Source organism: Variovorax paradoxus EPS, from assembly GCF_000184745.1.
In the GTDB taxonomy this organism is placed as follows: domain Bacteria; phylum Pseudomonadota; class Gammaproteobacteria; order Burkholderiales; family Burkholderiaceae_C; genus Variovorax; species Variovorax paradoxus_C.
In genome coordinates, this window is record NC_014931.1 from 609,274 (window position 1) to 623,427 (window position 14,154).

A 14,154-nucleotide genomic window follows, 5' to 3' on the forward strand; every position below is an offset into this window, starting at 1 on the left:
AGTGGCTGTTGCCGCATAGACGGCCCTGAGGTAAACCCATGAGCACACCTCCCGACCCCTTTGCCGCCTTCGAGTCGGAGCGCACGGTCATCAAGCCCAAGCCGCGCACGCCCGCCGGCACGCCGCCGGCCGCGACACCCGCACCGTTTTTCGGGGGCGCCGATCCGACGCCGGCCGTGGAAGTCGGCGAGATCGGGCTGCTCAATCCGCTGGTCTCGGCCGCGGGCAAGCTGCTGGTGCTGATCGGCAAGCTGCGCAACCTCGCGCAGCCGCCCAACGTGCCGGCGTTGCGCGCCTCCACCGCCGATGCGGTGAACCAGTTCGATGCCAGCGCGCGCCGTTCGGGCGTGAGCAACGAATCGGTGCTTGCCGCGCGCTACGTGCTGTGCACCGCGCTCGACGAAGCCGTGGCCAACACGCCCTGGGGCGTGCAGGCCGGCTGGAACAAGCAGAGCCTGCTGGTCCAGTTCCACAACGAGACCTGGGGCGGCGAAAAGGTGTTCCAGCTTCTCGCCAAGCTCGCGCAGGATGTGCCCACGCATCGCCAGTTGCTCGAACTCATCTACAGCGTGCTTGCGCTCGGCTTCGAGGGCCGCTACCGCGTGGTCGACAACGGCCGCGCGCAACTCGATTCGGTGCGCCAGCGCCTGGCCGACCTGATCGCCAAGGACCGACCGGCTGTCGAGCCCGAGCTTTCGCCGCACTGGCGCGGGCAGGGCGCGGGCACGGTGCGGCTGCGCGAATCGCTGCCGCTGTGGGTCTTCGCTGCGGGCTTCGCGTTCCTGCTCGCGCTCGCGTGGGTGGGCATGCAGATCATGCTGAACCAGCGCTCCGACACCACCTACGCCGCGGTGTCGGGCCTGCGCGTGCCCAACATCCAGATCGCGCCACCGGCACCGCCCGCGAAGACGCCGCGCCTCGCGCGCTTCCTCGAACCTGAAGTGAAGCAGGGCCTCGTCACCGTCACCGACGAGGCGGACCGCAGCGTGGTGCGCCTGCGCGGCGATTCCTTCTTCGGCTCCGGCAGCGCCGAGCCGATGGCCGCCTCGCTGCCGGTGCTGCGCCGCATCGGGCAGGCGCTGGCCGAGGTGAAGGGCGATGTGCTCATCACCGGCCACTCCGACAACCAGCCGATCCGGTCGCTGCGCTATCCATCGAACTGGCACCTCTCGGCTGCGCGCGCCGATGCGGTGAAGGGCGCGCTCACCACGCTGGTCGACCCCGCGCGCATGCGCTCGGACGGCAAGGCCGACGCCGAGCCCGTGGCCGCCAACGACACGCCCGCCAACCGCGCGCGCAACCGCCGCGTGGACATCGTGCTGCTGACCGAGCCCGAGCGCATTGCCTCCGCTGCGCCAGTGGCACCTGCGCCGGCTGCTCCCGTTCCAGGAGCGACGAAATGATCAAGAAAATCTTCGGCTTCCTGTTCAGTCCGCTGCTGCTGACGCTGCTCGCGCTCATCGTCGTCGGGCTCCTGATCTGGTGGATCGGACCGCTGGTGAAGATCGGTTCGCTCGCCCCGCTCGAAAGCGAGTTGGCGCGCTGGCTGCTGATCGGCGCCATCGTGCTCATCGTCGTGCTGCGCATGGCGTGGCGGCGCTGGCGCGCGCGCCGTGCGAGCCAGCACCTGACCGATGGCCTCATGAAAGCGCCGACGGTGAAGACCGACGCACCGGCCAATGGCGAGCAGAAGATTCTCGATACGCGCTTCAGCGAAGCCGTCGCCACCTTGAAGCAGATGCGCCTGCACGCCGCCGGCAAGAAGCCGGGCTGGCGCGACTGGATGTCCATCTCGGGCGGCAGCTATCTGTATGACCTGCCTTGGTACGTCTTCATCGGCGCGCCCGGTGCTGGCAAGACGACGGCACTCGTGAACTCGGGCCTGTCGTTCCCGCTCGCCGAGAAGTTCGGCCCCGGCGCGATCCGCGGTGTGGGCGGCACGCGCAACTGCGACTGGTGGTTCACCGACGAGGCGGTGCTCATCGACACCGCCGGCCGCTACACCACGCAGGACAGCCACCAGACCGAGGACAAGAACGCATGGGAAGGCTTCCTCGGCCTGCTCAAGAAAGCGCGCCCGCGCCGTCCGCTGAACGGCGTGTTCCTCACGGTGAGCGTCGCCGACTTGTTGAGCCAAGGGCCCGAGCAGCGCACGCAACTCGCCGCATCGATCCGCGCGCGTTTGCTCGAACTCGACAGCAAGCTCACGACCCGCCTGCCGGTGTATGTGCTCGTCACCAAGAGCGACCTGCTCTACGGCTTCACCGATTACTTCGACGACCTCGGCAAGGAGCAGCGCGCGCAGGTCTTCGGCTTCACGCTGCCGGCCGACGAGAACGTGCAGACCGAAGAGAAGGGCCTCTCCACCGCCTTCCATCGCGAGTTCGCGCTGCTGCACAACCGCGTGAACGACGGCCTCATTCCGCGCATGCAGCGCGAGACCGACGGTGGGCGCCGCGCGGCGATCTTCGGTTTCCCGGCGCAGTTCGGCTCCATCGGCTCGCTGCTGTCGGACCTGCTCGACCAGGTGTTCACCGGCTCGCGCTTCGCGCAGCCGCCGTGGGTGCGAGGCGTGTACTTCACCAGCGGCACGCAGGAGGGCAGCCCGATCGACCGCGTGATGGGCAGCCTGTCGCGCAGCTTCGGCATCGAGCGCGCGATGCTCGCGCCGCAGAAGTCGAGCGGCCGCAGCTACTTCCTCACATCGCTGCTGCGCGACGTGGTGTTTCCCGAGCAGCGCCTCGCAGGCGCCGACGTGAAGCTGGAGCGCCGCCGCCATCTGCTGCGCATGACGGGCGTGGCCGCGATGACGCTGGTCACGGTCGGCCTCATCGCGGGCTGGGGCTACAGCACCTGGCAGAACACGAACTACCTGAAGTCGGTGGAAGCGCGCGCCGTGCCCGCGCAGAAGAGCCTGGCCAATCTTCCGGTGCAACTGCAGAACCTGGTCGAGGTCGCGCCCGTGATGCAGGGCATACGCGACATCTGGAAGACACCCGAGAACCGCCAGGGCGATGAGCCGCTCAGCATGACGCTGGGCCTCTACCAGGGCAACAAGCTCGACGCCGCCGCGCGCCTTGCGCACCAGCGCGCGCTCAACGACGTGTTCCTGCCGCAGATCGCCAAGCGCATCGAGGACCAGCTGCGCACCGCGCAGAAGGACAACCTGGAGTACACGTACGAAGCGCTCAAGAGCTATTTGATGCTCTACCAGCCCGAGCACTTCGACCCCGAGGCGCTGAAGGCCTGGATCACGCTCGACTGGGCGCGCAGCCTGGACCGCGGCATTCCCGAAGAGCAGCGCATGGCGCTCGAAGAGCAGCTCGACGTGCTCATCGCCCAAGGCCCGCCGCGCTCGCCGCTCAAGATGGACGAGAACCTCGTGCGCAGCGTGCGCGCCGTGCTCGCGAGCTATCCGCTGGAACAGCGCGTGTTCAGCCGCCTGAAGCGCCAGCGCGCGACCAAGGACATTCCGGGCTTCAGCGTGGCGACGGCCGCCGGCCCCTCGGCGCCGCTCGTGTTCGAGCGCATCAGCGGCAAGCCGCTGACCGAAGGCGTGCCGGGCATGTTCACCTACGACGGCTATCACAAGCGCTTCCAGAACGAAGTGACGGTGCTCACCGGCCTGCTCGCCGCCGAAGACCCGTGGGTGCTCGGACAGGACAAGGGCGCCGCCGACCGCCTGCGCGACGTGGCCGCGCTCGGCGCGCTGACCGACCGCGTGCGCCGCCTGTACCTCGCCGAGTACGTGAAGCAATGGGAAGCGCTGCTCGGCGATGTGCGGCTGATTCGCGCCACGGGTCTCGACAAGAACATCGAGGCCGCGCGCATTCTCTCGGGCGTGAGCTCGCCGCTCGCGAACTTCCTGCGCGCCGTGGTGAAGGAGACCACGCTGATCCCCGCCGATCAACCGAAGGACGTGGTGAGCAAGGCCACCGCCACCGTCGCCAGCACCCGCAAGGGCCTGGAAGACCTGTTCGGCGGCGACCCCAACAAGCCGGTCGCGACCGGCAAGCGCATCGAGAGCATCGTGGACGACCGCTTCGAGCCGCTGCGCCGCCTGGTCACCGCCGCGGCGCCCGGCCAGCCCGCGCCGATCGACGATGCATTGAAGCTCTTCAACGAGGTGTACGTGTACCTCAACGCGGTCGACACGGCAGTGAAGGGCCGCACCTCGCCGCCGCCCGGCGATGTGGCCGGCAAGCTCAAGGCCGATGCCGGCCGGCTGCCCGAGCCGGTGCGCTCGATGGTCGAGAACCTGAGCCAGTCGGGCGCCGCGCAGGCGCAGGTGGCCGAGCGCGGCAACCTGAGCCAGGACCTGCGCCCCGTGACCGAGTTCTGCGCGCGTGCCATCGCGGGCCGCTATCCGTTCTCGCCCACCAGCAAGCGCGATGTGCTGCCCGAGGACTTCGGCCAGATGTTCGGCGCCGGTGGCCTGATGGACGACTTCTTCCAGAAGCGGCTGGCTGCATTGGTCGATACGAGCACGCGGCCGTGGCGCTACAAGCCCGTGGCCGAGCGCGGCGCGATCACCACGCAGGCGCTCGCGCAGTTCGAGCGTGCCGCGCGCATCAAGGACATCTTCTTCCGCGCGGGTGGCCGCGGGCCTTCGATGCGGCTGGATTTCAAGCCGGTGGAGATGGATGCGGGCATCACGCAGTTCATCCTCGATGTCGATGGGCAGCTCGTGAAGTACGCGCATGGCCCCGTGGTGCCGATGGCGGTGCAGTGGCCGGGGCCGAAGGGCAGCAACCAGGTGCGCATCCAGGTGAGTCCGCCTTCGACGACCGGCAGTTCGGGCTCGGCGGTCGATGGGCCGTGGGCGCTGTTCCGTGCGCTGGACGATGGACAGCTCGAAGCCGGTGATGCGCCGGAGAAGTTCTTCATCACCTTCCAGATCGGCGCGCGCAAGACGCGTTTCGAGGTGACGACGAACAGCGTGCAGCATCCGATTCGCTTGCGTGAGCTGCGGGAGTTTTCTTGTCCGGAGGGGTTGTGAGTTTGGCCACTTCTTCTTCCTCTTCATCATCTCTCTTTACCTCGACTGAATTGCCTGGGTGGTTTGGCAAATTGCCGGGGATGGGGGACTTTGCGCATCGGCGGTTGCCGGAGTCGTTTCGCACGGTCTGGGATCAGTGGTTGCAGCGGGGGCTTGCGCGGCTGCGGGATCGGCATGCGGACTGGACTGCGCATTACCTTGAAGCGCCGATCTGGTGTTTTGCGCTTGGGCCGCAAGTGGCCGGCGAGCGTGGGTGGATCGGGGTGTTGATGCCTTCTGTCGATGGCGTTGGACGGTACTTTCCGTTCACCCTTGCTGTTGAACTGGCTGGCGATGTGTCGGATGCGCTTCAGGGTGAGGCGCTGGTTGCCGCGCTGCAGTGGTGGGCTTTGGCGACTCAGGCTGCGCTTGAGGGACTGGATGGGGATCTCGATGCGCTGAGATTCGATGCCGTGCTTGGACGGCTGTTCGTGGCTGCTGCTGCCGGTTCTGTCGATGGCGTCGAGTTGCTGGAAATGCCTGCGGCGGGGGCTTCTTTGTGGCTTGGCGATCCTGCTGTTGAAGGTGGGGTTCGGATGCTTGCGACTGGGCTGCCTCGCGATGCGCAGTTCGAGGCTTTGTTTCTTGGGGGTGGGGAATGAACTCCTTGCTTCCTTTTACTTTCCGAGGCCGGGTCTCGCCCCGGCAGGCGACCTACTTTTCTTTGCTTCGCCAAAGAAAGGTAGGCAAAAGAAAGGCGACCCTGCTGTCTGCGACCCTCCGCTTCGCTGCGGGCAACCTGCGGTGCTCGCGGTTCGCGGGGTCTCGCAGAACTCGCTTCGCTCAAACAGCTGCGAGCCCTGATCCGCGAACCGCTGCGCTCCTCGGCGCAGCCAGAAGGGCTTTGGGGACCGACAGGCCATCGCTGCGCTCGGCCAGTTCACGGGCCTTCGCTGCGCTCGGCCGTGGTGCCCCCGCCCCGGCCCTCCCCCGGGAGGGGAGGGAGAAAGACAAGACATGCGACACCGGGCCTGATGCATTGCTCCTTCCCCTTCCGGGGGAAGGCTGGGATGGGGGCACGACGGCCCTCGCTGCACAGCTGCGCCTCATCGAGCGCCGCGTGCCCCCACCCCAACCCTCCCCCGGAAGGGGAGGGAGCCAATCCAAGCCGAGCGAAGCGATGGCTCGGGATGTCTTCAAAGCCGAGCGTAGCGATGGCGCGTCCGAAAGCCCTTCTGTATGCGCCGAGGAGCGCAGCGTTTCGCGGATCAGGGCTCGCCCTTGTTTGAGCGAAGCGAGTTTGGGCGAGACCCCGCGAAACGTGAGCACCGCAGGTTGCCCGAAGCGAAGCGCAGGGACGCAGACAGCAGGGTCGCCTTTTCTTTGCTTACGTTCTTTTGGCGAAGCAAAAGAAAGTAAGTCGCCCGCCGGGGCGAGACCCGGCCTCCGCCCCTCGCAGGGGAAGCAAAGCATCCAACCAGCAGGAGCAAGTCGATGACCGACTCTCCCTCCAACTCCTCGCCGCCGGAAGACGACCGCACAAGGGTCGTCTCCCGCCCCGCACCGCAGCAGCAGACAACAGGCACCGGCGACACCGCCGCAACCGTAATCAGCGCCGGCGTGACAAGCCTCTCCAACGTCCCGGTCACCAGCCCCGCATCAGCAACGCATGAAGCAGGCCTCCTCCCCGTAGGCAGCCGCCTAGCAGAATTCGAAATCACCCGAGTCATAGGCCAAGGCGGCTTCGGCGTCGTCTACGAAGCCTGGGACCACGACCTCGAACGCGTCGTCGCCATCAAGGAGTACCTGCCAACCTCTCTCTCGACAAGGCAGAACGACGGCACCGTCGTCCCCCTCTCCGAGAGACACAGAGAAACATTCGACCTCGGCATGCGCAGCTTCATCAACGAAGCCCGCCTCCTCGCCCAGTTCGACCACCCGTCACTGCTGAAGGTCTACAGGTTCTGGCAAGAGCGCGGCACCACCTACATGGTGATGCCCTTCTACCGAGGCGACACGCTGAGAGAAGCACTGGTCGCCATCCCCGCGGGCGTCGACGAGTCCTGGCTCATCCGCATCATGGACGGCGTCACGCAGGCGCTCGGCGTGATGCACAACGCCAACTGCTACCACCGCGACATCGCGCCCGACAACATCATCCTGCTCGAAGGCTCGGGCCGTCCGGTGGTGCTCGACTTCGGCGCCGCGCGCCGCGTGATCACCGACAAGACGCAGGCGATCACCGTCATCCTCAAGCCCGGCTACGCGCCCATCGAGCAGTACGCTGAGATGCCCGACATGTCGCAAGGCGCGTGGACCGACGTCTACGCGCTCGCGGCCGTGATGCACGTGGCCGTGTGCGGCCGCGCGCCGCCGCCTTCGGTGGCGCGGCTCCTGTCCGACAGCTACGTGCCGCTCGCGGGCAACGACATCCTTCGCCAGCGCTACAGCTTGAAGCTGCTGCAGGCGATCGATGCGGGCCTGGGCGTGCGGCCCGAGCAGCGGCCGCAGTCGATGGCTGACCTGCGCGCGGCGCTCGACCTGGAAGTCGGCCACAGCATCGCGCCGACGCCGCGCACGCAGCCGCCTTCGGGCGCGCGCACCGGTGGCGGGAACAACAACACGGGCTCGAACGCGAACGCCGCCACGGTGATCGCCGGCAAGAAGGCGCCACCGCCACCGGCGCCCGCACCCGGCAGCGGCAACAGCGGCGCGGGCAAGGGCAAGGCCGTTGCCGCCATCGCCTCGATCGCCGTCGTTGCCGCCGTCGCGGGCGGAGGCTGGTGGTGGTACCAGGGCCGCGCGGGCGGAACCGACAAGCAGGACGTCGCCATCGCCACGCCGCCACCGCCGCTGGAGAACGTCACGAAGCTGGACCCTCCGCCGCCTCCACCTCCACCTCCGCCACCGCCTCCTCCGGCAGCACCGCGCACGCCGCTCGAATCGCTGCAGTCGCTCGCGGCCGGCGCCGCGCCGGGCTTCGAGGTCACGGCCACGGCGAAGAAGCCCGAGGTCGCCATCGGCAAGGACAAGCTCGCCTTCGAGGTCCGCAGCAAGCGCGACGGCTTCGTCTACGTGTTCCTCCTGTCCAGCGGCGGCGAGATGTTCCTCTTGTTCCCGAACCTGCTGGACAAGTACAACAAGATCAACGCCAACAGCGCGCTCGCGCTGCCGCGCGCCTCATGGCCGATGGACGCCGGCGGCCCCGCCGGCACCAACCAGTTCGCGGTGCTCGTCAGCGAACACGAGCGCGACTTCAGTGCTTCCGGCGTGCAGAACGACGGCGTGTTTCCGCAGTTCCCGCTGCCGGTGCTCTCGGCGCTCGAAGCCACGCGCGGCACCGGCCCGTCGCCGCTGCTGGGCAAGCCGACCTGCGCGCCCGGCGCCCCGTGCAACGACGTCTATGGCGTCGCGAATTTCAAAATCGTCGAGAAGTAATCGTCTGTAGACGTTGGCCCATCGGCTCGATGGCCGCTTTTTCCGGACAAGGAGACTTTCATGCATACCTCTTCACAGTCGCCACGCTTCACTGGCTCCACGCTGATCCGATGGGCCGCCTTCGCAGCCGTCGCGTCGCTCGCGGGCTGCGTCAACCCGCCGCCAGCGGCCACCACCGCCGACACGACGGCCGCGACCGACACGTCGTCGACCACCAGTTCGCGCCCCGCCTCCACCGGCGCCAGCGTGGCCGGCCAGGCGCGCACCTTCTCGACGCAACTCGCCACCTACACCGCGGTGAGCTTCGATGCGATGCCGGGCTGGTCGCGCGACGACTTCTCCGAGACCTGGCCCGCGTTCCTCGGCAGCTGCAAGGTGCTCACAGGCCGCGGCGCCGAGTGGAAAGAGGTGTGCGATCGCGCCGGCAAGGTCGACGGCAAAAACCGCAACGCCATCCGCGGCTTCTTCGAGAGCGAGTTCTCGGCCTACCAGATCCGCGACGACGACCGCAAGCCCGATGGCGTGGTCACCGGCTACTTCGAGCCCGAGATCGCGGGCAGCCGCACCTACGGCGCGCCGTTCATCTACCCCGTGTACGGCCAGCCGGAAGACATGCTGTTCGCCGATGCGCGGAAGCTCCCGGCCGGCAGCGGCACGGTGGCCGCGAAGGTCGAAGGCCGCAACGTGGTCGTGCAGACGGGCCTGAGCACGCGCGACATGGGCGCGCCCGGCCTCTATGCGCTCGACCTCTCGGCCATCACCCGCGACACGCTGGACCGCAAGGTGCGCATGCGCATCGAGGGCAAGCAGCTGCTGCCGTACTACACGCGTGAAGAGATCGAGACCAAGGGCGCGCCCAACGCCAAGGTGCTGGCCTTCGTGAGCAGCGCCACCGCGCTCTACGAGATGCAGATCCAGGGCTCGGGCCGCATCAAGCTGGCCAATGGCGACACGATTCGCGTGGCTTATGCCGAGCAGAACGGCCAGCCGTTCCGCCCCACCATCGCGCAGGCCGCCAACGGCAAGCCGCGCAGCGCGGTGAAGGTGCGCGGTTCGTCGATCGAACTGCAACTCGACGACGGCGACGACGACGATGTCGGCAGCGTCGACAGCAGCGTCATCCGCACGCGCGGCTTCACGCTTGCACGGCCCACCGCCAGCGGCGCGGTCGTGGTGCCGGGTCGCCGCACGGCTGGCGCGGTGGCGGGTTCGGGCATCAAGGACCCGAGCTACGTGTTCTTCAAGGAAGCGACCTCGCCCGCGGGCGGACCGGTCGGCGCCTTCGGTGTGCCGCTGTCGGCAGGCCGTTCCATTGCGGTCGATCCGCGCAGCACGCCGCTCGGCTACCCGGTGTTCGTCTCGACGCGCACGCCCGGCAGCGGCGCGCCGATGCAGCGCCTGACCATCGCGCAGGACACCGGCGGCGCGATCCGCGGTGCGGTGCGCGCCGACTATTTCTTCGGCAACGGCCAGGCCGCCGCGACCAACGCGCGCCGCATGAAGGAGCGCGGCCAGCTCTGGATTCTTCTGCCGCGCGGCCTCGCCGTCGCACAGGCCGCGGTGTCGTCGGCGATCCGCACGCGCGGCGCCGCGGTGGGCGCGGGCTTGCCGCAGTGCCTGGTGCCGACCGAAGGCCAGTGCGTGGATGACTGACCCGATCCTGGCTTGAACCTTGTCCCCTCATGCAGGAAACACTGTCGTCCGCAGAGAGCACTGAACTCGTCCGCCTCTGGCGGCGCAGGCAGACGCTGTCCTCGAACGACATGGGCACCATGTACCGCATCGTTGGCGATGCGCTCGTGGCCTGCAATCCGCCCGAGCTGCAGATCCTGGGCGAAGGGCGGCAGGAGCTCGTGGCGCAGTTCATCTATGTGAAGGTGCTGCGGCTCGATGCCGATCCGGACGAGGCCGACGAGCGCGCGAGCCACAGCGCGCCCTCGACCGCCTTCGCGCTCTGCGCGTACTTCCGGCGCTACCTGATCGACTGCACGCGGGCGAGCTCTTTCCGACGCAAGCTCTCCATCGGCGACCAGATCACCGAGGCGCAGCTCGAAGACGAGATCGGTGCCGGCGACGACCTCGAGGGCTGCCTCGCCGAACACGGCCTGAGCGCACAGGCGGTGCAACTGGCCGCGCGCGCCTTCATCGCCGAACTGCCCGAGCCCGAGCGCATCCTGCTGTGCGAGGGCTTCGGCAAGGAGGCCGAAGGCGGGCTCTCGGGCATCGCCTCGCGCCATGCCATTGCCTCGTACCACTACCGCGCGGGGCGCCTGGGCCTCGTGCACAAGCGCGAGGGCCTCACCGCCGACTACGCCAAGACCCGCCTGGGCGGCTGGATCCAGCAGACCCTGGGCATCGCCATCGAGGCGGAAAACATGGCGGCGATCCTGCAGGTTTTCAAAATCCTCGGTGCTGAAGCGTCTTATGCCTGAAGACATAGCCATTCAGGAACAGACCGCCATGAACACCGAACTCTGGCCCCCGCTCAGCGTGATCCGCAACGCGTTCGAAACCGGCCACGCCGCCGTGCCCGATGCAGCAGCCGCTGGCGTGGCCACGGTGGCCATGCCGGGCACCACGTCCCAGGCCACGCCTCAAGCCGCACCCGCGGCAGCGCCCGTGCTGCAGGATCTGCTGCTCCCTCTCACCGAATTGGCCCGGCGCCGCGAGGCTGTCGCCCAGCGCGGCTTTACCGCACGCTGGGCGCCGGGCCGCCTCTTGAGCGTGCTGCACGAAGGGCGGCTGCTCGGCGTGCTGCTGGACCGCTGCATCCACGGCGATCTCTGGCAGGGCTGGATGGCCGCGGGCGAGGCCGATTGGGCTTCTGCCTTCGACGTGCTGCTCGAACCCGACGACGAACCCTTCGAGCCGGCCTTCGGCCTCATCCAGGCCTGGAACGTGTTGACGCTCGAGCCCAGCCCGCAACTGTGCGCGCGCGTGCTCGGCGAAGTCTCGGCCACGCGGCTCGCGGCGATCCGCGCGGTGCACGACGAGTGGGCCGCGCAGAAGGTGCTGCCCATCGCGCCCGAGCCCGGCCACATCGCGCTACGCACCGTGGGCGGCGTGTTCTCTGTGCTCTCGGGCACGCCGCTCGGCGCGCGCGACCCGCGCGCCGACTACCAGGCGCTGTACCGCACCGTCGGCCTGCAACTGGGCTCGGCGCTGACGCCATCGGCCAAGGCTGCACCGGCCGCACCTGTTCCTCCACGCGCCCGGCCGCAGGAACGGCCCGAGGGTGGCTGGTGGGGCAGCATCCGCCGCTGGTTCGGCGCCGATGGATGGATGCGCCCGGCGTTCGCGGTGCTCGCGCTGTGCGTGGTGGTGCAGAACGTGGGACTGCTCGGCGGGCGTGGATCGGAAGAGGACGAGGTGCGCTTTCGCAACGTGCCGACCGCGCCTGCGGCGGCGTCGGCCAACCTGGTCGTGCGCTGGAAAGATGGCGTGCGCGTCGACGAGGCCGACCGCCTGCTGCGCACGATGTCGGCTGAAGTGGTCGGCGGGCCGGGCACGAACGGCGTCTGGCGCTTGCGCGTGGACGATCCGGTCGGCGGGCTGTCGATGCTCGCGGCCTCGCCACTGGTCGAATCGGCCGGGCCGGCTTCGGAGCGGCCATGACATCGGCCGTGTCACTGTCTTTCTCCCTCCCCTTCCGGGGGAGGGCAGGGGTGGGGGCACGCGGCGTATCCATGGGGCGCTCTGCCTGCCCCCATCCCAGCCTTCCCCCAAAGGGGGAAGGAGCGATGCGGGCGCTTTGCTTGCGGCTGTTGTTGTCGCTCGCGCTGCTTGTCTCCGGCAGCACCGCCTTCGCCACCCAACGCGCCCTGCTCGTCGGCGTCTCCGAACTCGTCAACCAGCCGCAAGCCCTCTGGCTTCAGGCACCGCGCAACGACGTGATGCTGATGCGCGATGCGCTCCTGAAGCAAGGCTTCGCGCCCGCCGACATCACCGTGCTCGCCGACGGCGTGAGCGGCTCCGTATTGCCCGAATCGCAGGCCATCCACGAAGCCCTCGGCCGCCTGCTTGCGCAGTCGAAGAGCGGCGATTTCGTGCTGCTCTATTTCTCCGGCCACGGCACGCGTCTTCGCGACAGCAACAAGCGCTACCAGGAGCCCGACGGCCTTTCCGAGAACTTCCTCGCGCGCGATGTGCGCGGCACCCTCGGCGCCGACAGCGCCCTGACCGGCGACCTGCGCGATGCCGACTTCGACGCCTGGATCCAGGCCTTTCTTGCGCGCAACGTGTTCGTCGCTTCCGTCTTCGACACCTGCTCGGCGAACTCGATGACGCGCAGCACGACCGATGCGCCTGCCATCGCCGATGGTCCGCCCGGCGACGAGGTGCGCTGGCGGGGCCTGCGCACCGCGCAACTCGTCGGCGCGCCCGGCCCCGCGGCGCGCGTGGCCATGACGCGCCCCACCGTCACCGACCCGGTGCCGCGCGCCCGCTACGTCGCGCTCTTCGCTTCGGAGAGCCACCAGATCACGCCCGAGCTGCGCCTGCCGCGCAAGAACCGCAATGCGCGTCCGCAGGGCCTTCTGACCTGGGCCGTGGTGGAGGCGCTCTCGCGCAAGCCCGCCACCTGGCGCGATCTGTTCGACGGGGTGCTGGCCGTTTATCCGCCGGTGATCGACGAACTCGCGCAACGCTTTCCCACGCGCGAGCTGCCTTCGCCGGTCGCCGAGGGCAATCTCGACGCGCCGATCTTCGCCAACCGCGCGCAGGCCGTGACGACGCGTCCCGTGTGGCGCGCGCAGCGCTCGGGCGACACGCTCACGCTGCAGGCCGGCCAGCTCGATGGGCTCGTGGTGCAGCAGCCGTTGCGCGTGCTGGCCACGATGGACGACGGCACCGTGCGCAGCGCCGAAGGCACGCTCGCGCAGGCCTTCAACGACAAGGCGCGCATGGCGGTGCCGGCCGCGCTGCGCGAACTGTCCGGTGCCGCGCTCTGGAACATCACGCCGCTCGGCGAACCGGCCACTGTCGCGCTGCGCGTGCGTGCGGAGCAGGGCTTGCCGCCCGGTCTCAGCCTCGAGTACCCCGCGTCGGTCATCGCCGTGAACGAGACAGATGGCGCCGATGCGCGCTGGTCCGCCGGCCGGCTCGAAGTGCTCTCGCCGATGCTCGGCGCCGGCGCGAAATCCGCACCCGCCGATGCCGCCGTCGCGCGCCGCCGCCTCGAAGTGCTGGCCCGCCTCAAGTGGCTCAACCAGCTCTACACCATCGCCAGGGACGCGCAGTTCGACGGCTTCGACGCAGTGTTCGAAATCTGGAACGGCGACCGGCTCGTGCGCAGCGGCTCCGCGCAGCAGGTCGACGCGAAGCTCCTTCCGCTGCGAAGCGGCGAGCGCGCCGTGCTCAACGTGCGCAACACCAGCGCGCGCTCGGTGGACCTTGTCATCGTCGGCATCGACCCGCAGGGCGCTGCGCGCCAGGTCTACCCCGAGGACCCGGGCGAGACCAACCGCTTCAAGCGCGGCACGCGCGAGGCGCCCGCCGTCAAGCGCTTCGAGCTGCCCTGGTTCAACGCCGAAGGCGGCCGGCTGCTGGTGCTGGCCACGCCCGCGGCGCCCTACAGCGCGCCGCGACTGTTCGGCACGGGCGCGGGCGATGCGGTTGCCGAAGTGCGCGTGCGCGGCGCGCTGCAACCCGAGAGCGAGCGGCAGACCTTCGCCGCGATGGTTCATTGGGCGGGCGAAGTCTCGGCCGCCAAGTAGCGACACACGAACGACGACACACCA

The 14,154-nt window shown here is 68.8% G+C and carries 8 protein-coding genes; all 8 read left to right on the forward strand.

Features of this window, described 5'->3' with window-relative positions; all coding sequences use genetic code 11:
• The first annotated feature begins 38 nt into the window (after positions 1–38).
• The gene (locus tag VARPA_RS02755; RefSeq protein WP_013539019.1) at positions 39–1,403 is read left to right on the forward strand and encodes a DotU family type VI secretion system protein; all 1,365 of its coding nucleotides are present in this window, start codon (positions 39–41) and stop codon (positions 1,401–1,403) included.
• The gene (tssM, locus tag VARPA_RS02760; protein ID WP_013539020.1) at positions 1,400–4,999 is read left to right on the forward strand and encodes a type VI secretion system membrane subunit TssM; all 3,600 of its coding nucleotides are present in this window, start codon (positions 1,400–1,402) and stop codon (positions 4,997–4,999) included. The genes VARPA_RS02755 and tssM overlap by 4 nt, the downstream gene beginning before the upstream one ends.
• On the forward strand, positions 4,996–5,640 hold the full coding sequence (gene tagF / locus VARPA_RS02765; protein ID WP_013539021.1) for a type VI secretion system-associated protein TagF: 645 nt from the start codon (positions 4,996–4,998) through the stop codon (positions 5,638–5,640). The genes tssM and tagF overlap by 4 nt, the downstream gene beginning before the upstream one ends.
• A gap of 832 nt (positions 5,641–6,472) precedes the next feature.
• Positions 6,473–8,416: a serine/threonine-protein kinase gene (locus tag VARPA_RS02770; protein ID WP_013539023.1), complete on the forward strand. Its 1,944-nt coding sequence runs from the start codon at positions 6,473–6,475 to the stop codon at positions 8,414–8,416.
• Between the two features lie 60 nt (positions 8,417–8,476).
• Complete coding sequence (locus tag VARPA_RS02775) at positions 8,477–10,069, forward strand: murein transglycosylase A (protein WP_013539024.1); 1,593 nt, start codon at positions 8,477–8,479, stop codon at positions 10,067–10,069.
• Between the two features lie 29 nt (positions 10,070–10,098).
• A complete protein-coding gene (locus VARPA_RS02780; RefSeq protein ID WP_013539025.1) occupies positions 10,099–10,848 on the forward strand; it encodes a hypothetical protein in 750 nt (249 codons plus the stop codon).
• 28 nt (positions 10,849–10,876) lie between these two features.
• On the forward strand, positions 10,877–12,031 hold the full coding sequence (locus VARPA_RS02785; RefSeq protein ID WP_013539026.1) for a hypothetical protein: 1,155 nt from the start codon (positions 10,877–10,879) through the stop codon (positions 12,029–12,031).
• Between the two features lie 125 nt (positions 12,032–12,156).
• Positions 12,157–14,130, forward strand: coding sequence for a caspase family protein (locus tag VARPA_RS02790; protein ID WP_013539027.1), 1,974 nt, complete (start codon positions 12,157–12,159; stop codon positions 14,128–14,130).
• The last annotated feature ends 24 nt before the right edge of the window (positions 14,131–14,154 follow it).

What these genes read in the sequence shown, in the direction of transcription:
- VARPA_RS02755 (WP_013539019.1), top strand. Translation starts at nt 39, where the DNA reads ATGAGCACACCTCCCGACCCCTTTGCCGCCTTCGAGTCGGAGCGCACG.
- VARPA_RS02770 (WP_013539023.1), top strand. Translation starts at nt 6,473, where the DNA reads ATGACCGACTCTCCCTCCAACTCCTCGCCGCCGGAAGACGACCGCACA.
- VARPA_RS02785 (WP_013539026.1), top strand. Translation starts at nt 10,877, where the DNA reads ATGAACACCGAACTCTGGCCCCCGCTCAGCGTGATCCGCAACGCGTTC.
- VARPA_RS02790 (WP_013539027.1), top strand. Translation starts at nt 12,157, where the DNA reads ATGCGGGCGCTTTGCTTGCGGCTGTTGTTGTCGCTCGCGCTGCTTGTC.
- tssM (WP_013539020.1), top strand. Translation starts at nt 1,400, where the DNA reads ATGATCAAGAAAATCTTCGGCTTCCTGTTCAGTCCGCTGCTGCTGACG.
- VARPA_RS02780 (WP_013539025.1), top strand. Translation starts at nt 10,099, where the DNA reads ATGCAGGAAACACTGTCGTCCGCAGAGAGCACTGAACTCGTCCGCCTC.
- VARPA_RS02775 (WP_013539024.1), top strand. Translation starts at nt 8,477, where the DNA reads ATGCATACCTCTTCACAGTCGCCACGCTTCACTGGCTCCACGCTGATC.